Consider the following 24,589-nt stretch of genomic DNA (forward strand, 5'->3'; position numbering starts at 1 on the left):
ATCAAAGCGTCGTCAGGCTTTTTCGCAACCGCTGATGAGGGTTCGCAGCCGCTCCAGGTCGAGGATGTCCACCGCGCGTCCGGAGATCCTGACGATGCCCTGATTGCGCAACGAACCGATGGCGCGACAGATCGTCTCCAGGCGCAGGCCCAGATAACCCCCGATATCCTCCCGGCTCATGTGCAGCACGAAGGCAGTCTCGGAATAACCCCGGGCCGCCATACGGCAGGAAAGGTCCAGCAGAAAGGCCGCCAGCCGCTCCTCGGCGTTGAGGTTGCCCATCATCAGCAGCATTTCGTGATCCCTCACGATTTCCTGACTCAGCGCCCGATTGAGGTTGCGCTGCAACGAGGGCATCTCACGGGACAGCCGCTCCAGCTGGCTGAAGTGGATGGGGCAGACTTCGCTGTCTTCCAGCGCCATGGCATCGCATTCATGGCGCTCACGGCTGATGGCATCACAGCCCAGTAATTCCCCGGACATGGGAAAGCCGGTGAGTTGTTCACGCCCGTCCCGGGACGACAGTGTGGTTTTGAAATAGCCCGAGCGCACCGCATAGAGCGAGTGCAGAGGATCACCGGCGCGGTACAGGACGGCGCCTTTCTTGATTTTCAGTCGTTGCGCAATGATGGAGGACAAGCGTTCGGTGTCATGCACGCTCATGCCAAGGGACAGGGACAGCTCGCCGACATCGAAGAAAGCGCGCGCTGCGTTGAGGAATAAACCGGGAACGGCAGCCAGATGGGCAGTCATGTGCATCTCCTTGAGCGGTCCAGCATAGGCGCCCGCGCGGGCCAGTGACAGCGGGCATTGTTGAAGTGGATGAGCGGGGGCGCTGACTCAGGGCTTCTTGATCCAGATCAATACCGGGCCACTTCAGACGAGCACACTGGTCGTCGGTTGATTCTGGTCAGCCACCGCCAAACCCATCGCGATCATGGGAGGCTCATGAGGCAACTCCATGACTGATCATTCGCGCCCGTCACTGCTGGTGCTGAACGTGGGTTCTTCCAGCGTCAAGTTTTCCCTCTACGACGCCGCCGCAGATGCCGCAGCGGACAACGCCTGTCTCGGCCACGGCAGTTTCGAGGTGCACGCCGACGCTGAGCACCTGACCTTCCGCCACGCCGACGGCACGCATCAACGCGCACAATGGCCACACGCCGACGGCCCAGCAGACACCGGCACGTTGCGAAACATGATGGGGTGGATTGAGCAACACACCGAAGGACGCCTTTGCGCGGCAGCCCACCGCGTGGTCCACGGCGGCGACCGCACGCTGACAGGCGCCCGCGTGGATTCGACCCTCATGCGCGAGCTTCACGCGCTCGTGCCCATGGCGCCCCTGCATCAGCCGCTGTGCCTGGCACCCATTCTCTATCTGGCTCGAGAGCACAGCGGCCTTGCTCAATATGCCTGCTTCGACACGGCCTTCCACCACACGCTCGATCCGCTGGAGACCTCCTTCGGATTGCCCCGTGCACTGACCGGGCAGGGGCTGCGCCGCTACGGTTTCCACGGGCTGTCCTACGAATACATTGCCGGCGTCCTGCCTCAATACGATCAGCGTGCCGCCCAGGGCCGCACGGTTGTCGCGCATCTGGGTAACGGCGCCAGTCTGTGTGGGATGCATAACCGGGTCAGCCGGGCCACGACCATGGGCTTCAGCACACTGGACGGTTTGTTGATGGGCACGCGTCCCGGTCGGCTGGACCCTGGCGTTCTGCTGTACCTGATGCGCGAGCGGGGCATGAACGCCGAAGCCCTCGAAGACCTGCTGTATCACCAGTGCGGGTTGCTGGGTGTGTCCGGCGGCATTGCCAGTGACATGCGCGAACTGACAGCCAGCACGGCGCCAGCGGCGGAAGAGGCCGTTGCCTTGTTCGTGCGCAGCGTGGTGCGGGAGATTGGTGCGATGGCGGCGGTCTTGGGCGGGCTTGACGCGTTGGTCTTCACCGGCGGCATCGGCGAACACTCGACGCCGGTTCGTAACGCGATCCTTGATGGCTGCGCCTGGCTTGGCCTGGAGCACTCGTCTTCATCCGACGCGCCACCAGGCGCCTGCCTGTCGCTGCCCGGCAGCAAAGTTTCAGCATGGACCATTGCCACTGACGAAAACGCAGTCATCGCCCGCCACGCCCTCGAGCTGCTGCACAGCGGCGCGTGAATCGACCTGAGCGCATTCGTGCGCCGCACACCTTGCGAATTGCATCCAGCGGAGTCGCCATGTACAGCTTCAACCCGTCACTCTCCAGCGTCGATGAAACCAACGTCAGCCGTGTGTCGTGGATCGAGCCCGACACCTCGCCAGGCCCCTTGGCTCCCGAACTGCTCTCGCGCTTGCACCGCTACTGGAACGCTGCGAATTACCTGTGCGTCGGTCAGATCTACCTCAAGGCCAACCCACTGCTGCGTGAACCGCTGCTGGCCGAGCACATCAAGCCCAGGCTCTTGGGGCACTGGGGGACCTCGGTCGGGCAAAATTTCATCTATGTGCACTTGAACCGGCTGATCAGCGAGCGTCGCACCGAGACCCTCTTTATTTCCGGGCCCGGGCATGGCGGTCCGACCATGAACGCCTGCGCGTGGCTTGAAGGCACCTACAGCGAAGTGCACCCGCACATCTCTGCAGACGAAGCCGGCATGCAGCGCTTCTTTCGCAGCTTCTCCACCCCCGGCGGCGTGCCCAGTCACTGCGGGCCGCACACGCCCAACTCGCTCCATGAAGGGGGCGAGCTGGGCTATTCGCTCATGCATGCTTTTGGCGCGGTGTTCGACAACCCCTCATTGCTGGTGGCCTGCGTGATCGGCGACGGCGAAGCCGAAACCTGTCCGCTGGAAGGCAGCTGGAAAAGCGTGCACTTCCTCGATCCCCGCCGGGACGGCGCAGTGCTGCCGATTCTGCACCTCAACGGCTACAAAATCTCCGGGCCGACGGTCGAGGCACGGCTCGCCGATGACGATCTGCTCGAGCTTTACCGAGGCCGGGGTTACCAGCCGATCATCGTCGCCGGCGATGACCTGCCGGGCATGCACCAGCGCTTCGCCGCCGCGCTCAACCGCTGTGACGACATCATCTGCGAGATCCAGGCCGCCGCCAGAGAGGGCGGTGGAGCCGTGCGCGCGCGATGGCCCATGATTATTTTGCGCAGCCCCAAAGGCTGGACCGGCCCCAAGGTGGTCGACGGGCTGCCGGTCGAAGGCACGTTCCGCGCCCATCAGGTTCCCCTCGCCAACGTCATCGGCAACCCCGAGCACCTCCAGCAACTGGAAGACTGGTTGCGCAGCTACGAACCCCAGACGCTGTTCGATGAACAGGGGCGTCTGGCGCCGGAACTGCAAGCACTGACACCGCCACCGGCCCTGCGCATGGGCGCAATTCCCTACGTGAACGGCGGCCGTATGCTGGTCGCGCTGGACCTGCCGAACTTCGCCGAATACGGCCTTGAGGTGCCAGGACCGGGCCAGGTCATCGCCGAAGCGCCGCGCAAGCTCGGCGAGTACCTGCGCGACGTGATGCGTAACAACCCGCGCAATTTTCGCGTGTTCGGGCCGGACGAGACCAATTCCAACCGGCTCAATGCCGTGTTCGAAGCGAGCAACCGGACCGCCGCCGGGCCGTGTCTGGACATCGACGACCACCTCGCCTCCGACGGGCGTGTCATGGAGGTGCTGAGTGAGCATCTCTGCGAAGGCTGGCTCGAAGGGTATCTGCTCACCGGGCGCCACGGCATGTGGTCAACCTACGAAGCGTTCGCGCAAGTGGTCGATTCCATGGTCACGCAGCACGCAAAGTGGTTGCAGCAGAGCCGTGAGTTTGCGTGGCGCCGGCCGCTGGCCTCGCTGAACATCCTGATCAGCAGTCACGCCTGGCGCAACGACCACAATGGCTTCAGCCATCAGTCCACCGGGTTCGTCGACAACGTGCTGCAACGTCGCTCGGATGTGGTTCGCGTGTACTACCCGCCGGACTCGAACTGCCTGGTCAATGTCTTTGACCACTGCCTGCGCAGCCGCAACTACGTGAACGTCGTGACCTGTGGCAAGCAGCCGGATTTCCAGTGGCTGGACTTCGATGCGGCGCTCAGGCACTGCTCTCGGGGCGCGTCGATCTGGTCGTTTGCCGGCAGCGGTGATGACGAAGCCCCGGACGTGGTGCTCGGCTGTGCGGGGGATGTGCCCACCACCGAGGCCGTGGCCGCGGCCTGGTTGCTGCAAAAGTACGTGCCGGGCATTCGGGTGAGACTGGTGAACGTGGTCGACCTCGGCATTTTGAGTGCCCCCGAAGATCGGCCCCACGGCATGGATCACGCCTCCTTCGAGGCGCTGTTCACCCGGGACGCGCCCGTGATGTTCGCCTTCCACGGCTCGACCTGGGTCATTCACTCGATGGTCCACGGCCGCGCCAACGAAGCCCGTTTTCATGTCCGCGGTTTCAGCGACCGAGGCACCACCACCACGCCCTTCGACATGGTGGTGCTCAACCACATGAGCCGCTACCACCTGGCGATTGACGCGTTGAGCCACGTCCCGCATCTGCGCGCCCACAGCCTGGACGCCGTGCACTTCTTCGAGAGCCAGCTACGCAAACATGACGCCTGGATTCGTGAGCACTTCGAGGACATGCCGGAGATCAGAAACTGGCGCTGGACAGCCGATTTCAGCGAGTCCGAAACGCCGCCGCCGTTGGCCAGGGGGCATGTCCGCGGGCAGACCTTTACGGACGCGTGACGGGCCGCCCGATCAATCGATTTCCCACCTGCAACGGAAGGCCGCCTACATGAACAGACTCAAAATCGTCGCCAGCGCAGAAGCGCGCAGTTGCTTTAACACCTCCCGCGAGCTGGTGGATTTCAGCGCGACCGACCTGACCGACGTTGCGGCAGTCGTACTCACTGCGCAGGACTGGCGCGAGGGCCGCGTTGATGATGTCTGCCGATCCGGCTTCGACATACCGGTGTTTTTCGCCGTGGCCAAAGAGGACGAGCTGACCCGGGAAGCGATTCTCGATGTGGAAAAGGTGCTGCTGCAAGTCAGCGGCGTGTTTGATCTGGGCGCTGACAATGCCGAGTTCTATGGCCACAAACTGGAGCGGGCGGCGACGCTGTATGAGGAAGCTTTGCTGCCGCCGTTCTTCGGCGCGCTGAAGCACTACGTTGAGCGCGGCAATACCACCTTTGCCTGCCCGGGCCATCAGGGCGGGCAGTTCTTTCGCAAGCACCCGTCGGGCCGGCAGTTTTTCGACTTCTTCGGAGAAACGCTGTTTCGCGCGGATCGCTGCAACGCCGACATCGAAATGGGCGACCTGCTGATTCACGAGGGCGCACCCCTGGAGGCGCAGAAGCGCGCCGCAAAGGTCTACAACGCCGACAAGACCTATTTCGTCCTCAACGGCACCTCGACCTCCAACAAGGTGGTGACTCAAGCCTTGCTGACCCCAGGCGATGTGGTGCTGTTCGACCGCAACAACCACAAGTCCATTCATCAGGGCGCGTTGTTTCAGGCGGGTGCGACGCCGCTGTATCTGGAAACGGCGCGCAACCCGTATGGCTTGATCGGCGGCATTGATTCGCACTGCTTTGAAGAGGGTTATTTACGCGAGCAACTGAGCCTCATTGCGCCGGCCAAAGCCGATGACGCGCGGCCGTTCCGCCTGGCGATCATTCAGCTGGGCACCTACGACGGCACGGTCTGCAATGCGCGGCAGATCGTCGATCGTATTGGCCACCTGTGCGATTACATCCTGTTTGATTCGGCGTGGCTGGGGTACGAGCAGTTCATCCCGATGATGAAAGACTGCTCGCCCTTGTTGCTGGAACTGGGCCCCGAGGATCCGGGGATCTTCGTCACGCAGTCGATTCACAAGCAGCAGGCCGGGTTTTCCCAGGCCTCGCAGATTCACAAGAAGGACCGTCACATCAAGGGCCAGGCGCGCTACTGCAACCACCTGCGCCTGAACAATTCATTCATGGCCCAGGCCTCGACCAGCCCTTTTTACCCGCTGTTTGCCTGCCTGGATGTAAACGCGCGCATGCACAGCGGACGCAGCGGCCATCGGTTGTGGGACGAATGCGTGCGGGCCGGTATTGAGGCGCGCAAGTTGATGATGGACAACTGCACGCTGATCAAACCTTTCGTGCCGCCGACCATCGACGGTCGCTATTGGCAGGACTACCCCACGGACGAGATCGCCCGCGACCTGCGCTTCTTCCGTTTTCACCCGGACGAACGCTGGCACGCGTTTGAGGGTTACACGGAAAACCAGTACTTCATCGACCCCTGCAAGCTGTTGTTCACCACCCCCGGGATTGATGCCGTGAGCGGGGAATACACTGACTTCGGCATTCACGCCGGGGTGCTGGCGACCTTCCTGCGCCAGTTCGAAATCGTCCCTGAAAAAAACGACCTCAATACCATTCTGTTTCTGCTGACCCCGGCCGAAGGCAAGGCAAAAATGGAGCATCTGGTGGCGCAAATCGGTCGTTTCGAGCGGTTCATCAAGGACGACGCGCCCCTGGCCGATGTGCTGCCAGCGGTCTATCAAGCCCATCAGGCCCGCTACCGCGACTACAGCATCCGCCAGCTGTGCCAGGAAATGCATTCGTTGTATGCCCGCCACGACGTTAAGCAGCTGCAGAAGGCCATGTTCCGCCAGGCGAGCATGCCCGTCGTGGCGATGGATCCCCGCGAGGCCAATCTGGAGTTCGTACGCGGCAAAGTCGAGCTGATTGCGCTGGAAGAGGCGCGCGGACGCATGGCAGCCGAAGGCGCATTGCCGTATCCCCCGGGGGTCTTGTGCGTGGTGCCCGGCGAGGTCTGGGACGGCGCGGTGCTGGCGTATTTTCTCGCCCTGCAAGACGCGATCAACCAATTTCCCGGGTTCAATCCGGAGCTTCAGGGCGTGTACCTGCGCACTGAAACAGATGGCCGCATTCGCGCGTATGGGCATGTGCTTCAGCAGTGAGCGGCACGCGTGCCCGTCGCCCGAACCTAATTTGTCCAAGCAAAGGAAAACGCCATGAACGGCACAATGAAAGCGGCAGTTGTAGAAGCGTTCGGCAGCCCCCTGGTGCTTCGCGAGTGGGACATCCCCACGCCGGGCCCCGGGCAGATCCTGATCAAGACCGAAGCGTGCGGGGTCTGTCACACCGACTTGCACGCGGCGCGGGGCGACTGGCCGGTGAAGCCGACGCTGCCTTTCATTCCGGGCCATGAAGGCATCGGCATTGTGGTCGCCCTGGGCGCTGGCGTGACCAGCGTAGGCGAGGGGGATCGCGTCGGCGTGCCGTGGCTGTATTCCGCCTGTGGTCATTGCGAGTATTGCCTGAGCGCCTTGGAAACGGTGTGCGCCAGCGCCGAGTTCGGCGGCTACACCCGCAATGGCGGGTTCGCCGAATACATCCTCGCTGACCCTGAATACGTCGCGCACATTCCGGCCGGACTTGCCCCCCATGAGGCCGCTCCGATCATCTGCGCCGGGGTGACCACCTACAAAGGCATAAAAGAGGCCGATGTGAGGCCGGGTCAGTGGATCGTGATCTCTGGGATTGGCGGGCTAGGGCATCTGGCGGTGCAGTACGCCAGGGCGATGGGCCTGCGCGTGTGTGCGGTGGACGTCGACGACGGCAAGCTGGCCCATGCCACCAGGCTGGGTGCGGATGCGGTGGTGAATGTCCGCCACGGCGATCCGGTGCAAGCTGTGAAGGATCTTACCGACGGCGGGGCCCATGGCGTGCTGATCACCGCGCCTTCGCTGGCCGCCTTCAAGCAAGGGGTGGGCATGACGCGTAAACGGGGCACCTGTGTGTTGGTCGGGCTGCCACCGGGCGAGTTTCCCTTGTCGTTGTTCCAGGTGGTCGCCAATTGCATCACCGTGCGCGGATCGTTCGTCGGTACCCGGCAGGACATGGCCGAAGCGCTGGCGTTCGCCGCCGAGGGCAAGGTGAAGGCCGACATCGAGCTGCGACCGCTGGCAGACATCAATGAGGTGTTCAGGGAGTTGGGCGACGGCGAAGTGCAGTCAAGGATCGTCATCGATTTTCGCGGGTGATCGATCCGGCCTCTTCCCGGCTGAAGCCGGTCCCACCAATGTCCTGCATGCAGGCACTGAAAATTGACGCGACGCAAACCTGTGGGACCGGCTTTAGCCGGGAAGCCGTCAGATGCCACCCCGCAAAATCAAGGCTGTCCACACTGGCCTATTCCCGGCTGAACCCGGTCCCACTAGTGTCCTGCATGCAGTCAGTGGGATTGGCGTTGGCGTTGGCGCTGACTTGTAGGACCGGCTTTAGCCGGCAAGGCATCAGTCGCCACGCCGCAAAATCGAGGATGCTCGCACTGGCCTATTCCCGGCTGAAGCCGGTCCCACTAATGTCCTGCATGCAGTCAGTGAGATTGGCGTTGGCGCTGACTTGTAGGACCAGCTTTAGCCGGGAAGGCGCTAGTGGTCACCCTGCAAAATCGAGGATGCTCACACTGGCCGATTCTCGGCTGAAGCCGGTCCCACTAGTGTCCTGCATGCAGTCAGTGGGATTGGCGTTGGCGCTGACTTGTAGGACCGGCTTTAGCCGGGAAGGCGTCAGTCGTCACCCTGCAAAATCGAGGATGCTCGCACTGGCCTATTCCCGGCTGAAGCCGGTCCCACTAGTGTCCTGCATGCACCCAGTGAGAATTGACGCGACGCGAACCTGTGGGACCGGCTTTAGCCGGGAAGGCGTCATGCGTCACGCCGCAAAAAACGAGGATGCTCACACTGGCCGATTCCCGGCTGAAGCCGGTCCTACTGCACCGCGTGCGCCCAGCAAGCACCGGCACGCATCGCGCGCACTTAGATCAGTTACCCGAGCGAAACGGAATGGGCTGGCGGGGCGCTTCGGGCGTGGTGTGCGGCTGCCCGACCATTTCGTCGTAGACCACCGGGTGCACGATGAACAGCTTCACGTCCTGAAGGGACGACAGGCATTTGCGCGCTTCGTCGACCGAGGCCACGTGAAGCACTTTACCGTCCGGGCTGTTAACGGCATTGGACTTGCCGTCCATGAGCGCATGTATGGCATACGAGCCACCTTCGATCGACACCAGATTGACCTCGGTAATGTCGCCGGCTTTGACGTGTTTGCTGAGCTTGTCCAGATCCATTACGGCACCTTAATTACGCACGCGGGCGTTGTCTGTTCCATGGATTGATGCGTAACCGTCGACGCGGCTCGCTTGCATTGGAAGAGGATGACGGTGCCAAGTTCAACATAAACAGGGGAGGCGGACGAGGGGGCGTTGGCGGGGGCTTGCAACGGGATCAGCGCCGCGAAAAAACCGCCGTTGCCTGCCCATCGAAGACGGGCAGGCAACGGCGTTTCCATCAGCAGAGCTTGTCAATAACCCGCAGGCCAGGCGCTTGCTGAACGGCGCCCCACTCACTGCTCAGGGTCTCCAGCACCTGACCGAGGAACTGCTTGTCCGCTGCGGCCTTCTTGCCCACGTAGCCGTGGCCCTTGCGGTACATCTTCAGCCGGGCACGCATGTGCGGGTGCTGGCTCTCGAACTGTTCTTCTTCGGTGCAGGCACCCAGGCCGTCCATGTGCACGTTGCCTTCCTCGCACACCCAGAGAATGTGGCTATCAAGGGAATCCTTGCGTGCGGCGAACAGTCGAGCCAATTGATCAATGGTAGGTTGGTTGTTCAGGTTCATGGTTGTTACCCCTTTTTGACCACTGGTTAATCTATCGAGTGAGTTCAAACGCATTGGCGAATCGTCCGCCGATTCGCAGTCCTTCCAGTCGCTGACAGGCAAGGTCCGTCGGTACACAGAGCCGGTGCCGGGCCGCGAGGGTGTGGGTATTGATGAGCGCAGAGAAGGAAGGTCGAATCCGGGAGAGCAAGGGCGGACGTCTTGAAGACACGTGCGACTGAGTGGTCGACCACAAGTGTCATGAGGACGTTTCGCCAGCACTCGGCCTGGTGGGTCGATCTTGCAGGTTCCGCTTCATCAATCTGCCTTGTGGGCAGCACACATCCAGAGGGTGTTCGACGGCTGTGTCGAACGGGCCCGGAATACTTTTGCCAGCTCTCCCGATCGGGGAGACGCCTGCACTATGCCGTCGGCAAAAGCCCTCGTCAACGGTTTTGTAGTGATTATTTTAAGGCACTACATAATTTGTAGTTTCAGAACACGAAGGTCGATTAGTGACTACAAAGTCAATGAATCCGGGGGGCACAGCACAGGGACGGAACGCAGTGGGGGAAGCGGGGGGCTTGAAACGACACTTGCCCGCGACGGGATCAGTCAGCCTTTACATCTGGCTGACTGACCCCATCGCGGGCAAGCGGGTGTCGCTTGGACGTCAGGCGAAGCGCCTTACGCCTGTGGAGCCTTTTGCAGTTCAAACAGCAACAGCGAACGCGGCGTCACCGTGTACTCGCTGCCGAACTCGAACTGATCCGTGCCATCGATCTCTGGCTGATTGGTGTCAATCAGGCTGGTCCAGTTGAGACCTTCCGGCACTTCCGGCAGCGTGAAGTTGACACCGTCGTGATGGGAGTTGACCAGCAGCAGCAGCGTGGCTTCAGAGCCGCGACGACGGATACCGGTTTCCTGCGCGCGGCCATCCATCAGCATGCCCAGGCAGCGACCATTTGGATCTTCCCACTGCTCGATGCTCATCTCTTCGCCGCTTGGCGACAGCCAGGTCACGTCTTTTACGCCCAGTGCCTCGTTGTAATCGCCTACCAGGAAGCGGCTACGACGCAGGATCGGGTACGACTGACGCAGCTTGATCAGGCGCTTGACGAACGCCAGCAGGGCCTTGCCGTCTTCGTCCAGATCCCAGTTGACCCAGCCGATCTCGCTGTCCTGGCAATAGGCGTTGTTGTTGCCGTGCTGGGTGCGGGCGAACTCGTCACCGGCGACCACCATCGGCGTGCCCTGGGCCAGCAGCAGCGTCGAGAAGAAGTTACGCATCTGACGCAGGCGCAGCGCGTTGATTTCCGGATCATCCGTCGGGCCTTCGACGCCACAGTTCCATGAACGGTTGTCGTTGCTGCCGTCTTGGTTGTTCTCGTCGTTATCCTCGTTGTGCTTGTCGTTGTACGACACCAGGTCGTGCAGGGTGAAGCCGTCGTGGGCGGTGATGAAGTTCACCGACGCGTACGGCCGACGGCCACGCTGGTTAAACAGGTTGCCCGACGCGGTCATGCGGTTGGCGAAGTCGGCCAGCTGGCCTTCGTCGCCTTTCCAGAACGCACGGATGTTGTCGCGGAACTTGTCGTTCCACTCCGCCCAACCCGGGGCGAAGTTGCCGACCTGATAACCGCCCGGGCCGCAGTCCCATGGCTCGGCGATCAATTTCACCGAACGCAGCACCGGGTCCTGGCGGCAGGCCACGAGGAAGCTGTGGCGCTCGCTGAAACCATCGTGGTAACGGCCGAGGATGGTGGCCAAGTCGAAGCGGAAGCCATCGACATGCATCTCGGTCGCCCAGTAACGCAGCGAGTCGGTGACCATCTGCAGGACGCACGGGTGGCTCAGGTCGAGGGTGTTGCCGGTACCGGAGTCGTTGATGTAGTAACGCTTGTCATCCGGCATCAGGCGGTAGTACGAGGCGTTGTCGATACCGCGCATCGACAGGGTCGGGCCGCGCTCGTTGCCTTCGGCGGTGTGGTTGTAAACCACGTCCAGAATCACTTCCAGGTTGGCATGGTGCATGTGCGCAACCATTTCCTTGAACTCGGAAATCTTGCCGTGGGCCAGGTAGCGCGGGTCCGGAGCGAAGAACGCCAGGGTGTTGTAGCCCCAGTAGTTGGTCATGCCTTTTTCCAGCAGATGCTGGTCGTTGACGAAGGCGTGGATCGGCAGCAATTCGATCGAGGTCACGCCCAGACCTTTGATGTGCTTGATCACGTCATCGACCATTAGGCCGGCGAACGTGCCTTTGACTTCATCGGGTACGGACGGGTGACGCATGGTGAAACCGCGGGTGTGGGTCTCGTAGAAAATCGTCTTGTCCCACGGGACGTCCACCCGCTGTTCGCGGCCCCAGGTGTAGGCAGGGTCGATGACCTTGCACTTGGGCACGAACGGGGCGCTGTCACGCTCGTCGAAGCTCAGGTCGTCGTCCGGGTGACCGATGGTGTAACCGAACAGCGCCTCAGACCACTTCAACTCGCCGACCAGTTGCTTGGCATACGGGTCGATCAGCAGCTTGTTGTGGTTGAAGCGATGGCCGTTCTTCGGATCGTACGGACCGTAAACCCGGTAGCCATACACCTGACCCGGGTGGGCGTCGGGCAGGTAACCGTGGTAGATCTCGTCGGTGTATTCCGGGAGCTCGATACGCTCAAGCTCGACTTCGCCAGCGGAGTCGAACAGGCACAGTTCGACCTTGGTGGCGTTGGCGGAGAAGATGGCGAAGTTGACGCCGAGGCCGTCCCAGCTGGCGCCGAGCGGGAAGGGCAGGCCTTCCCGAATGCGCGAGGCCGTGACTTCGGGGCTGCCAGCGTTGCCGGATTCATTCTGTGTAGCGGATTTCTTATCTTGCGTGCTCATGTGTATTCCTGACGTGCGAATGAGTTCCTGAAGGCGAACAAAGCCGTGGCCTCAGTACAGGACTGCGCCATCGATGCAACAGGTTTGAAAGTTACCGCAGGGTGACGACGGTTGTGAGTCGGACCCTGCGGTAGGGGTGTTAGCTGCGCAGCAGTGACGCGTTACGGTGTGTCATCAAGATGCAGGCTTGGTCGCGGCAGGCTTCTTGGCAGAAGACTTGGCGGCCGGCTTGGCCGGTTTAGCAGCATCGGCGCCGCTTGCAGCCGCCTTGGGCTTCGCAGGCGCCTTGGCTGCTGGCTTGGCGTCAGCTTTTGCTTCGGGCTTGGCTGCAGCCTGATCAGCGGAGCTCTCTGCTGATTTTGCTGTTGATGCGGCTGCAGATTTGGCTGCAGGCTTTGCAACAGACTTCGCAGCCGGTTTTGCAGCAGCCTTAGGAGCAGGTTTGGCGGCGGCAGCCTTGGGCTCCGCCTTGCCGTCAAGCTTGGACTTCGCCGTCTTAGCAGCAGCCGGTTTTTTAGGCGACTTCGCCTCGGCGGCGGCCAACTTGCTAGCCATTTCCCAGTGGCGGGCATCTTGCCCATGTGGCTTGCCTTCCGTTTCCCAGATCTGGTGGGCAAGCTCGCTGATTCTTTTATCGTCGGCACTCATCTCGACACTCCCGGTATCACAAGGTTTGTATAAGCAGGTTTACAGAAATTTCCTTGAGCGCTGCGCTGAGCAACATTTCCTTGCTGGATGTGACTGTAGCCTGTGAAAAAAGTCCCTTCCAATTTGGATGTGAATCAGCGAACGGCAGGTTGATTCGTGTATCGCCCCAATTTGCTGCATTGATGAATGGAGTTTGCGCAGTGCCCAATAGTTCAGCCGGCAAGCGCGGAACCACAACAATAGCCCGCATCTCTTTCGTCACCCGGGCAAAAGCGATGACGTGGTCGGCTTTTTCACCCACCACTTCAAGGGGTAGATATTCGCCTTCACTGAACAGCGCGGGATGCTCATTGCGCAAGTTAAGCACCTGGGCAATCAACGCCTGTTTGATCCGGCCGTCGTGCCACTGGTTCAACAGCTCGGCGACCGGCACGGACGCCTGCAACGCACGTTCGCGAGCGGGGTAATCCACCGGACGACGGTTGTCCGGATCCACCAGGCTGAAGTCCCAGAACTCGGTGCCCTGATACAGATCAGGCACACCGGGCGCAGTCATTCGCAGCAAAGTTTGCGCCAGACTGTTGAGCGCGCCGGCCGTCGCGATGCGATTAGCCGTGGCACCGATGGATTGACGCAGTGCCAGGCCATCGGCGTTCAGCAGCACGTGCTGAAGAAACTCGCGGCAAGCGGTCTCGTACGCCTCGTTGGGCGCGCTCCAGCTGCTCTGCAGTTTGGCTTCGCGCAGGGCTTTCTCCTGCCACTGGGTCAGGCGTTTTGCGTAGTCCTCGAAAGCCGGCTCGCCTTCGAGATCCAGCGGCCAGCTGCCGATAATCGCTTGATACAGCATCAGCTCGTCACCCGGGCTGATGTGGATTTCACCCGCCTTGAGCGGCGCCGACAGCTGCTGCCAGCGCTCGACCTGCTCGGCGTACCAGGGCGCCAGTTCGCTGAGCACGGCCAGACGGGTGCGGGTATCTTCGCCACGCTTGTGGTCGTGGGTCGCGGTGGTCAGCAGGTTGTTCGGGAAGCTCTTGTGACGCTCGATGGAAACCTTATGAAACGCCTCCACCGGCGCACTGAAATGTTGCGGATGGAAGCCCACGTCGTTGCGTGAGAGCAGCACGGCAGAGCGATAGAACGAGGTGTCTTCCACCGACTTCGCCGCCACTGGGGAGGTCAACTGCTGGAAACGGTTGCCAGCCTTGCGGCGCATTTCGCGCAGCGGGCCCGTCGGGTAGTCGCGGAGCTTCTCGCCACCCAGCCACAGCTTGAGCGAGTCCAGCACCGGCCAATCGCCTTCGCTGAGCATTTCGCGTGCACCGTCCATGGCCTGCTGAAAGAAACGCTCGTCTTCAGCAGAACGGCCGCAGGCGTTCAGGTAGGTGCGGTAAACCGGGAAGTTGCTGACCAGCGCCAGCAACGCACGGCGAATGGCACCGAGGGTCAGGTCGCGGGTCATCACGTCGCTGCGGGACACCTGCAACAGCGCCTGGGCCAGGTTCTCGAAATCCCCCGCCAGGGTGCCGTGCAGGACCAGATCGCGGGCTTCCAGCACTTCCTTGTTGAAGTCGGCCGTGCGCCCGCTGATGCGGCTCCACATCTCGCCCAGCACGGCTTCGCCTTTCGGGTCGTGCTGCAGCAACGACACCTGGTTCATGAATTCATAACCGGTGGTGCCGTCGACGTTCCAGTCAGTGCGCAGCTGCTCATCAGGGCCGAGGATCTTCTCGACGAAGATCGGCAGGCGATCCACTTCAGTGCCCGCCGGGCGCAGCTTCATCAGGCTGTCGACGCGACGGCGCAGCTTGCGGCAGTAACCGCGCGGATCGGCCAGGCCATCGATGTGGTCAATGCGCAGGCCGTCCACGAGGCCTTTGGCGATGAGTTCGAAAATCTTCCCGTGGGTGGCCTCGAACACCTGCGAGCGCTCGACCTTCAGGCCGCCCAGCTCGTTGATGTCGAAGAAGCGCCGCCAGTTGATGTCGTCGCCCGCCGTACGCCAGCTGGCCAGACGGTAATCCTGCTGCTCAAGCAAACGGTGCAGGCGATCGAAGCCTTCCGGTTTGCTGGAATCAAAATCGGCCAGGCCTTCTTCCACGGCTTTGACCAGCTCGGGCTTGGCTTTGACCGCTTCGGCCAGCTCCGCCTTGGCCTGACGGGCACGCTCGTAGGCCTGAGGATAGTGATCGAGCTCCGCGAAACGCTGGGCCAGTTCGTCCAGTTCGGGACGTTTCGCCGCCTTCAACAGCGGCGCATACGTGGCCGGGTTGATCGGGAAGTGATGCTGATAGTGCTCGGCATGGAAGCTGCCATTTTCAGCATCGAAGCGCAGGGGCACTTCGCCGTTCTGCAAGACGGTGCCGTAGTCGGTGCTCAGGAACGGCAGCAACAGTTGGCCCTTGAGCAGCGGGTCCGGGGAATTCCACTGAATGTCGAAAAACTTCGCGTAGGGACTGCGTTGACCCCATTCGAGCAGGTCAAGCCACCACGGGTTGTCATTGCCGCCGACCGCCATGTGATTGGAGACGATGTCGAGAATCAGGCCCATGCCGTGCTCACGCAGCGCCGCAACCAGGCGCAGCAACGCTGGCTCGCCGCCCAGTTCGGGGTTGATCACCCGTGGGTCGACCACGTCATAACCGTGCATGGAACCGGCGCGGGCTTTCAGCAGCGGCGAGGCGTAGATGTGGCTGATGCCGAGGCTGGCGAAGTACGGCACCAGCCTGGTGGCGTCGTCCAACGTGAAGTCTTTGTGAAACTGCAGGCGCTGGGTGGCGCGCAGGGATTTAAGAGGGGTACTCATTTTTGATCACGCTCCGCGGCTTGTTGCCGTGCCGCTGCCAGAATTTTCAGACGTCGCGCTGCATCGGCGTTGTCCAGTAGTGAACCGCTGTCGCCGTTGAGCCGACGTCGCCAGTTAGGGTGGCTGTCGATGGTGCCGGGGAAGTTCGCCTGCTCTTCGATGCCGAGGGCGTCCTCGATAGGGAGCAGCACCAGCGGTGCCGGGGTGTGGCCGAGGTACGCAATGCTGTAATCGATGACGTCCTGCGCAGCATCGCTTGGCAGCGTGTAGTTCTGCTTGAGCGCTGTAATCAGCCCCTTGCGTTCCCGGTCGCGGCCGTCGCGCATTTTTTGCTCGGCTTCGTCATCGACAAGCCCAAGCTTCTTGTTCCAGTCCACATCCAGCTCGCTCAGCCAGCCGGTGAGGGTGGGCAGGTCGTGGGTGCTGGTGGTCGCCAGCGCGTCCCTGGACCACTTCGTGATGGGCTTGAACGTCGCGTCATCCTGTTCGAACAACAGCACGCGCATACCGAGAATCTCGCGCTCGGACAATTTCTCGTGCAGACCTTCTGGCACGGTGCCGAGATCTTCGCCGAGCACGATCGCCTCATGACGCCAGGACTCCAGGCTCAACAGGCGCAGCATGTCGTCCAGCGGGTAGTTCAGATAAGCGCCTTCACTCGCCGGTGATCCCATCGGGACCACCCACAAGCGTTGCAGCCCCATCACATGGTCGATGCGCAGGCCACCGGCGTGGGCGAAGTTGGCGCGAAGCATTTCAATGAACGCCTGAAAGCCGTTGCGCTTGAGGCCCGTCGGCGAGAACGCCGAGATCCCCCAGCTTTGACCCGAGCGATTGAGAATGTCCGGCGGCGCGCCCACGGTCAGTGCCGACAGCAGCTCGTCCTGACGACTCCAAGCCTGACTGCCGGCACCGTCGGCGCCTACCGCCAGATCACCGATCAGGCCGACGCTCATGCCGCTTGTACGGGCAGCGGTCTGCGCGCGCTCAAGGCCGCGAGCGATCAGCCATTGGGCGAAAGCATGGAAACCGATCTCTTTCTCATGCTTGGCGGCAAAGGCGTCGAGAGCAGGGTTCTTCGGATTCTTGTACTGCTCCGGCCATTCATGCCAGTTGCCACCGATGCCCAATTCGTCGCCCGCATCGCGCAAGGCTTCGAAACGGCAATGGTTTTCCAGGGCTTCACCGCCTGCACGGCGGAAGCTTTTGAAGTCCTCATGGAAGGGGTGATCGCTGCCGATGAAACCGGCATACAACTCACGCAGCAGGGCATATTTTGCTTTGGCTGCGGCGGGCCATTCGATCAGCTCAAGAGATTCCAGACGCTTGAACTCGTCGGCCAATCCGGCTTTCTCGATTGCCAGCTCAACCGCGCGGTCACCTAGAATGGTGCCCGGCGCTGCGTACAGCGCATTGAGGAACAGGCGGCTGGACGGCGAGTACGGGCTGTAGCGCTCACTGTCGTTGGAGAACATCGCGTGGACCGGACTGATTGCCACGGCCGACGCGCCACGCGTGCCGGCGTCGCGAACGAAGGCTTCCAGCCCCTGGGTGTCGCCGATACCGCCATCGCCTTCGCGACGCAGGTAGTACAGCTGAGTGGTCAGGCCCCAGTCGCGGGCAATCGCTTGCTTGCCAGCCATGGTCAGGCTGAAGCACGTCTTCGGCGCGACGGCGATGGTCAACTGCTGGCCATCGACGTCCAACTGGTGATAGCCAACGGCGGCCAGCCCTGGCAGGGCGGCCTTGTCGGTCAGCTTCGCCTCAAGCAGCGAGCCGTCTTCCAGCGTCAGCTTGAACGCGGTGGCTGGCGCGAACCAGCTCGACAGGTCCAGATCCTTGCCATGGTCGACGGTCATCAACGGTGGCGGAGTGGCCGGCTGGCTTTCTTCGTTCAGGCGTTTGAGGCTGGCCTCGACGTCTTGTTCGGTATCGGCGGGGTAACCCAGACCGCCGAGCACCTTGCGCAGGACCTCGGGGCTTACGTGTTGCGGTTTGGCGTTGGCGTCCTTCCAGTCAACCGACAGGCCCGCCTGGGCTGCCAGCGTTTCCAGTTGCTCATTGCTCATCCTGTTCCTCCACAACGTCACTCGATTTCAGGCTGACAATGGCCGTGTAGGGATTGAGGGTGGCGGAGGGGGAAAGTTCTGCGGACTTGACGTGTGATTGATGAAGCACTCGGTAAGCCGTGAAATCGTCAGTCTCGACCGATTCGGCGCTGAGGTTCAGGTCGATGCGCAACTCGCTGCCGTCGCCCAGTTCCCAGCGTGCGCTGACGGCTTTGTCGCCCAGCTCTTTCACGCCCAATGCACTGGCGCCGTGCAGGCGAGGGTAGAGCTCGGTCTTGCGAATGTGCAGCAAGGTTTTGTAGAGCTCAAGCCAGTTGCGATGGTCCTGACCCTTGTCGGTTTCCAGCAGCAACGCATCGAACGCCGGGCGCGAGGCCTCGAAGGTTTTCAGCGCGTTGGGATCAGGGATCTGCTCGCGCTTGGCCGGATCCTTGAACGCGGCGAAATCCTTGAACTCGCCCCGGCGTCCTTCACGCACGGCGTCTGCCAGCTCGTCATGGAAGTCAGTGAAGAACAGGAACGGCTCGCTTGCGCCCCACTCATCGCCCATGAACATCAGCGGGATCATCGGTGACAGCAGCAACAGCGCGGTCGCCGCCTGCAACGCCTGGGGCGGGCACAGTTGCACCAGACGTTCGCCGAAGGCCCGGTTGCCGATCTGGTCGTGGTTCTGCAGAAACAACACGAAGGAGGTTGGCGGCAGGTGGCCGCTCGGTTCGCCCCGGGCGTGGCCATGACGGGTGGATTCGCCTTGATAGACAAAGCCTTCGCCCAGCAGACGCGCAAGCTTTTGCGTGGGTTTTTCGGCGAAGTCGGTGTAGTACGCGTCAGTCTCGCCGGTCAGCAGGACGTGCAGCGTGTTGTGGCCGTCATCATCCCACTGGGCGTCGTAGCCCTGATCCATGCGCTTGGCTTCGTTGAATTCGTTTTCAAGGGTCAGCCAGACGTGACGCTCCGACGGAATCGTCTCGCGTACGTGTTCTGCCAGGTCTTGCAGAAAGGTCGGGTCTTCGATGGCGTGCACGGCGTCGAAACGCAGGCCGTCAAAGCGGTAGTCCTGCAGCCACATCATCGTGTTGTCGATGAAGAAGTCGTGTACTTCACGGCGGCGGAAATCGATCGCGTCGCCCCACGGCGTCTTCTTGTCGCTGCGGAAAAAGTGCTTGGCGTAGGCGCCGAGGTAATTGCCGTCCGGGCCGAAGTGGTTGTAGACCACGTCGAGAATGACCGCCAGACCCAGACCGTGAGCGGTGTCGATCAGGTGCTTGAGTTGCTCGGGCGTGCCATAGGAAGACTGCGCAGCGTAAGGCAGTACGCCGTCGTAGCCCCAGTTGCGATCACCCGGAAATTGCGCAATGGGCATCAGCTCGATAGCGGTGATCCCGGTGTCCACCAAATGCTGCAGGCGCTGTTCAACGCCTTCAAAGCCACCCAGTGCACCGACGTGCAGCTCATAAATGACCGCCTCGTGCCAGGGCCGTCCCTGCCACTCGGTGTTCTTCCATTGATAGGCGGCCTGGTCGACGACGATGCTGTAGCCGTGCACGTCGCCGTCCTGAGCCCGGGAAGCCGGGTCAGGAACGGTGAGGTTGTTTCGTCCATCGAGGGCGACGTTGAAGCGATAACGAGTGCCGGCGCCGCAGTCGGTGTCGAGGACGAACCAGCCGTCCTGCTCTGACTGAAGGGCCTGGGCAGGCCCGTTTTCGAATTCGACGCTGACGCTTTTGGCATCCGGCGCCCAGAGGGCGAACCGGGTGTGTTGTGAATCCAGCATGATGGCGCCGTGGCGCCAGTTTTGATCCGTGCGCGAAGGCATCCGTCATTCCTTAATCAGTTGTGCAATCAATAGTGCAGAGCCGCACCTGCGTTTTTCTTCAGCAGCTCCTGGTACAGATCAGCGTAGGGTTCTACCGCTTTGTGCCAATCGAACGGAGCGGCCATGGCGCGGCAACGCATGGCGTTAAGCAGCAATGGGCTCTCGAAGACCTTGAACGCACGGGTCAGGGCTTCGCTGTAGCTTTCAACGGTGGATTCATCGAAGAGAAAACCGGTGCAGCCGTCCTCGATGGTGTCAGCCAGACCGCCGGTGCGGCGTGCAATCGGCAGCGAGCCGAAGCGCTGCGCGTACATCTGGCTCAAGCCGCAGGGCTCGTAGCGCGACGGCATCAGCAGAAAGTCACTGCCGGCGAACATGCGACGTGCGTCGGTTTCGTTGAAGCCCACCCGAACGCTGACCTGGCCCGGGAAACGGGCGGCGAGTTCACGCATGGCGTCTTCTTCTTCAGGCTCGCCGCGGCCGATGATCGCGATCTGCCCGCCGTTGTTGACGATGTGTTCGGCAACTCCGATGGTCAGGTCCAGACCCTTCTGGTAAACCAGACGGGAGACCACAGCGAACAGCGGGCCGGTGGACGGCTCCAGCTCGAACAGCTCGCGCACGTAGTCAGCGTTGATTTCCTTGCGGGTCCACTCGTTCGGAGCGAAGCGGCAGATCAGGTGCTCGTCGGTGGCAGCGTCCCAACTCTCGTCGATGCCGTTGGGGATGCCGCTGAGCTGACCGCGATCGGCTTTGCTCTGCAGGAAACCTTCCAGGCCGCAACCGAAATCAGGGGTGGTGATTTCTTTGGCGTAGGTCGCGCTCACGGTCGTGATATGGCTGGAGTACGCCATGCCGGCCTTGATGAACGACAGTTGACCGTAAAACTCCATGCCTTCCGGGCTCAATGCCGAGTCGGGAATGCCCAGCTCACGGCTGGAAGCAATGCTCACAAAGCCCTGATACGCCAGGTTGTGAATGGTGAAAATCGACGGCGTGGTCTGCCCGCGCCATTTCATGTACGCCGGCGCCAGGCCCGCTGGCCAGTCGTGGGCGTGAACCAGCTCGGGGCACCATTGGGTCTTGACCGCGCCAGCTGCGAAGTCGGCAGCCGCCAGGCCCAGGCGGGCAAAGCGAATGTGGTTGTCGGACCAATCACGACCGTCATCGTCACCGTAGGGCGTGCCTTCACGCTCATACAACTCGGGACAGATCAGGACGTAGATGACCAGGCCGTCTTTCATGTCCATCCGGCCGATCTTGCAGGGAGGCAGCGCGGCATGACCGGGCAGCTCACTGATGATGTGGATCGGGTTGCCACTGTTGATGACCTGTGGATAGCCGGGAATCAGCACGCGTACATCGTGCAGGTGGCGCATGGCGCGCGGCAGTGCGGCAGACACGTCGCCCAGGCCGCCGGTTTTCACCAGGTCGGCCATCTCTGAAGTCACGAACAGGACTTTCTTGCGGGTAACCGAAGAAATCACTGGTTGAACAGGAGGCAGTTGCAGCACAGGTGCGCTCGTCGTTGCGAAGACCGGCAGATGGGTCAGCTCGCTGGCCGGCTGATTAAAACTCTCTCCCTTCTGGGTTTTGACAGCGGCACTAATCATCGTTTTCTCCAGTTCGATATGCAGTGTTGGTACAGCACTTGGTTGTAAACGGCCATTCCCTATGGCCAGGCACACAAGACCTACGCAAGATCGATACCCATTTACCGACTGCACATTAAGGGACAAGGTGAAAGCGGACTCTGCTTCGATTTTTCTACAGCATAGTTGCTCTATTCACATGACCTCTGCGCCCACGCAGAAGTTTCGACTATTTTTGGGTGTCATCTCTGGCCCGCGGGGTTGCGCCAGGGTGCATCGTAGAATCCGAGGCACTGCATCGATCTGCAACGCCCTGAATGCGCCGTTGTGGAGCATGGGGTCTGGGCCTTTATTCAGGGGTGCCGCCGGTCGGATTGTTGGACAATGAACGGGCCAATGGTCTACTCCCGACCGGCCCCTGCGCTTTTATGGGTCGAGGAAAGAACAATCTGGCCGAGTTGCCTTTTCTCAGTGCGTGCAGGATAAATTCCTGCCCCATCAGAGACATTTCCTACTTCCGTATAAGGATATTTTTTCGGCCAGAGCGTTAGAATCGCCGCCACGCGGCACGTCGGCACACTGAGTCGAGCGCCTGTTGAGGTTTCATCAGCGGTAGAGGAAGTCAATGCAAGCCCCTGAGGTTCTGGTACTGCAAGCCAGCTACAGCAATTCGGTACATGCCCAAGCCATCGGATTCCTGCTCAATCACTACGCCGAAGATGCCATGGGAGGTGGACAGTCACTGTCTGCTGATACGCGTCAGCAACTGGCGATTGAACTGGCCAAGCGCCCCCATGCGTTCAGCGTGCTGGCGTTCATCGCTGGCGAGCCGGTTGGACTGGTCAACTGCTTCGAAGGGTTCTCGACCTTCGCTTGCCGGCCATTGGTCAACGTTCATGATGTCGTGGTGATCGCCTCGGCGCGAGGCCAGGGCATCAGCCAGAAGATGTTGGCAAAGGTCGAGGAAATCGCCCGTCAGCGCGGCTGCTGCAAAATCACCCTTGAAGTACTGGAAGGCAACGAAGCGGCCAAAGGCGCCTACCGCAAGCTCGGCTTCGCCGACTACCAGCTGGACCCGCAAATGGGCCGCGCGTTGTTCTGGCAGAAAGCGCTGTAGCGAAGCGCTGTCAGTGGGACCGGCTTCAGCCGGGAAGAGGCCGGTTTGAACGCCCTCAATTTTGCGGCGTGGTACGCAACGACTTCCCGCCTAAAGCCGGTCCCACTCAATACCCGCGGTGTTTGTGTTGTTGCCCAGGCAACACCTTCCAAACCATTTGTAACAGTTCTGTCCTGTAAGACGATTCCGGGAGCGCGATAGGATCGCCTTCCGTATTGCTTTCAGGACTCACATGTCGCTCTCTCTGGAACCTCCCAGTCGCCGATTCCCTTCATACAGGGTTGCAGGTGTTCACCTCGCTTTATCCCGTCTAAACAAAATTTCTGTCTGGCTCGACCTGCCCTCCGGCACGTCGGGCCTTTTCGTGTCTGTCCCATTGACTGTGAAGGGGCGCTGACCCATGGAATGGATCGCTGATCCCACGGCCTGGCTTGGCCTGTTGACCCTGATCGTGCTTGAGCTGGTGCTTGGCATCGACAACCTCGTTTTCATCGCCATCCTCGCCGACAAGCTGCCGCCCGAGCAGCGCGACCGCGCGCGTGTCCTGGGCCTGTCGCTGGCCTTGATCATGCGTCTGGGCCTGCTCGCGAGCATTTCGTGGATGGTCACGCTGACCGAGCCGCTGTTGGAGATTTTCGGGAAGAGCTTCTCCGGGCGCGACTTGATCATGCTGTTCGGCGGTGTGTTCCTGCTGTTCAAGGCGACCATGGAATTGCACGAGCGCCTCGAAGGCCACGTTACTCAGCGCGCCGGCAGCACGACCTACGCGCTGTTCTGGCCCATCGTCGCGCAAATCGTCGTACTCGACGCGGTGTTCTCCCTGGACGCCGTGATCACGGCCGTGGGCATGGTCGATGAACTGTCGATCATGATGATCGCCGTGGTCTTCTCGATCGCCATCATGATCATTGCCAGCAAACCGCTGACCGCCTTCGTCAACGCCCATCCGACGGTGATCATGCTGTGCCTGGGCTTTCTGATGATGATCGGCTTTAGCCTGACCGCCGACGGACTGGGTTTCCATATTCCCAAGGGCTATCTGTACGCCGCCATCGGTTTCTCGATCCTGATCGAGGTGTTCAACCAGATCGCCCGGGCACGGCGTAAACGCAGCGTCAAAGGCGACCTGCCACGCCGCGAGCGCACCGCCCATGCCGTGTTGCGCCTGTTGGGTGGGCGCAGGCCGAGCGCAGAGGAGGTCGGTGAGGAAATCGCCGACATGCTCGAGGGCGACAGCGACGAGGTGGTGTTCGACCGCCGTGAGCGCGTGATGATCAGCGGCGTCCTGCAATTGGCGCAGCGACCCATTCGCGGTGTGATGACGGTGCGCAGCGACGTCGACGTAATCGATCTGGACGACACGCCGGACGGCATTCGCCAGCGTCTGGTCAGCTCGTCGTACTCACGGCTGCCGCTGATCCGCGGCGGGCGCATCGACGAGCCGCTGGGCTTCGTGCACAAAAAGGAAATGCTCAACGCCTGGCTGTCCGGCGTCGAGCCGAACATCGAACACTTGGTCCGACCGACGCTCAACCTGCTTGAGAGCTTCTCGATCCTCAACGCCCTGGAACAGATGCGCGCGCAGTCCACGCACATTGCGTTCGTGATTAACGAATTCGGCGATTTCGCTGGCATCCTGACCATGACCGACATTCTCGAATCCATCGCCGGCGAACTGCCGGACGCCAGCGAGATCGAGGGGCCGGACTTGATCGAAGAAGGCGAGGGCGTGCTGGTCAATGCCGCCATGAACCTGAGTCATTTGCGCGATCGCATCGGCTTCAAAGCGCGGGCGACGGACGACTATCAGACCCTGGCCGGACTGGTGGTGAGCCTGCTGGATCGATTGCCGGTAATCGGCGATGAGGTGCAGTGGCAGGGTTGGCACATGAAGGTCGTGCACGTGCAGGAGCGGCGGGTGACCCGGGTGCTGTTGCGCCAGACGCCTTCTTCATGATCGTCGCTGACGCATAAGCTTCCCGACACGAAAACAAAAAAGGCCT

Annotated in this window: 15 protein-coding genes; 6 read left to right on the forward strand and 9 right to left on the reverse strand. The window is 61.4% G+C overall.

The features are described from left to right. Positions 1-12 precede the first annotated feature (12 nt). Positions 13-753, reverse strand: a complete 741-nt coding sequence (locus AC3ISG_RS10115; RefSeq protein WP_489299154.1) for a helix-turn-helix domain-containing protein — start codon at positions 751-753, stop codon at positions 13-15. Between the two features lie 208 nt (positions 754-961). Between AC3ISG_RS10115 and AC3ISG_RS10120 the strand changes: the two genes are divergently transcribed. The 4 genes from AC3ISG_RS10120 to adhP are packed head-to-tail and all read left to right on the forward strand — an operon-like array spanning position 962 to position 8,050. Next, positions 962-2,167: an acetate/propionate family kinase gene (locus AC3ISG_RS10120; protein ID WP_489299155.1), complete on the forward strand. Its 1,206-nt coding sequence runs from the start codon at positions 962-964 to the stop codon at positions 2,165-2,167. Positions 2,168-2,226: 59 nt separating this feature from the next. After that, positions 2,227-4,731 (forward strand): phosphoketolase family protein, encoded by a 2,505-nt coding sequence (locus AC3ISG_RS10125; RefSeq protein WP_489299156.1) that lies wholly within the window; start codon positions 2,227-2,229, stop codon positions 4,729-4,731. A gap of 49 nt (positions 4,732-4,780) precedes the next feature. Then, positions 4,781-6,964 (forward strand): ornithine decarboxylase, encoded by a 2,184-nt coding sequence (locus AC3ISG_RS10130; RefSeq protein ID WP_489299157.1) that lies wholly within the window; start codon positions 4,781-4,783, stop codon positions 6,962-6,964. Positions 6,965-7,018: 54 nt separating this feature from the next. Further along, positions 7,019-8,050, forward strand: a complete 1,032-nt coding sequence (adhP, locus tag AC3ISG_RS10135; protein WP_489299158.1) for an alcohol dehydrogenase AdhP — start codon at positions 7,019-7,021, stop codon at positions 8,048-8,050. A 782-nt stretch (positions 8,051-8,832) separates the two neighbouring features. Here adhP and AC3ISG_RS10140 read toward each other — a convergent pair. The 8 genes from AC3ISG_RS10140 to glgA form a co-directional block, all read right to left on the reverse strand. After that, complete coding sequence (locus AC3ISG_RS10140; protein WP_122534621.1) at positions 8,833-9,138, reverse strand: DUF6482 family protein; 306 nt, start codon at positions 9,136-9,138, stop codon at positions 8,833-8,835. Positions 9,139-9,358: 220 nt separating this feature from the next. Further along, positions 9,359-9,688 (reverse strand): hypothetical protein, encoded by a 330-nt coding sequence (locus AC3ISG_RS10145; RefSeq protein ID WP_074885710.1) that lies wholly within the window; start codon positions 9,686-9,688, stop codon positions 9,359-9,361. 666 nt (positions 9,689-10,354) lie between these two features. Further along, positions 10,355-12,541 (reverse strand): glycogen debranching protein GlgX, encoded by a 2,187-nt coding sequence (glgX, locus tag AC3ISG_RS10150; protein WP_122534623.1) that lies wholly within the window; start codon positions 12,539-12,541, stop codon positions 10,355-10,357. 174 nt (positions 12,542-12,715) lie between these two features. Continuing rightward, entirely contained in the window at positions 12,716-13,189 is a 474-nt protein-coding gene (locus AC3ISG_RS10155; RefSeq protein WP_489299159.1) for a DUF2934 domain-containing protein, read from the reverse strand. Positions 13,190-13,205: 16 nt separating this feature from the next. Further along, positions 13,206-15,992, reverse strand: coding sequence for a malto-oligosyltrehalose synthase (locus AC3ISG_RS10160; protein ID WP_489299160.1), 2,787 nt, complete (start codon positions 15,990-15,992; stop codon positions 13,206-13,208). Further along, positions 15,989-18,061 (reverse strand): 4-alpha-glucanotransferase, encoded by a 2,073-nt coding sequence (gene malQ, locus AC3ISG_RS10165; RefSeq protein WP_489299161.1) that lies wholly within the window; start codon positions 18,059-18,061, stop codon positions 15,989-15,991. The genes AC3ISG_RS10160 and malQ overlap by 4 nt, the downstream gene beginning before the upstream one ends. After that, complete coding sequence (treZ, locus tag AC3ISG_RS10170) at positions 18,051-19,877, reverse strand: malto-oligosyltrehalose trehalohydrolase (RefSeq protein WP_489299162.1); 1,827 nt, start codon at positions 19,875-19,877, stop codon at positions 18,051-18,053. The genes malQ and treZ overlap by 11 nt, the downstream gene beginning before the upstream one ends. Before the next feature lie 26 nt (positions 19,878-19,903). Next, positions 19,904-21,490 (reverse strand): glycogen synthase GlgA, encoded by a 1,587-nt coding sequence (glgA, locus tag AC3ISG_RS10175; protein WP_489299163.1) that lies wholly within the window; start codon positions 21,488-21,490, stop codon positions 19,904-19,906. Between the two features lie 604 nt (positions 21,491-22,094). Here glgA and AC3ISG_RS10180 point away from each other — a divergent pair. Continuing rightward, positions 22,095-22,586, forward strand: a complete 492-nt coding sequence (locus AC3ISG_RS10180; RefSeq protein WP_122534629.1) for a GNAT family N-acetyltransferase — start codon at positions 22,095-22,097, stop codon at positions 22,584-22,586. A 400-nt stretch (positions 22,587-22,986) separates the two neighbouring features. After that, positions 22,987-24,543 (forward strand): TerC family protein, encoded by a 1,557-nt coding sequence (locus AC3ISG_RS10185; RefSeq protein ID WP_489299164.1) that lies wholly within the window; start codon positions 22,987-22,989, stop codon positions 24,541-24,543. Positions 24,544-24,589 lie beyond the last annotated feature (46 nt).

It is taken from the genome of Pseudomonas sp. GL_135 (genome assembly GCF_057834665.1).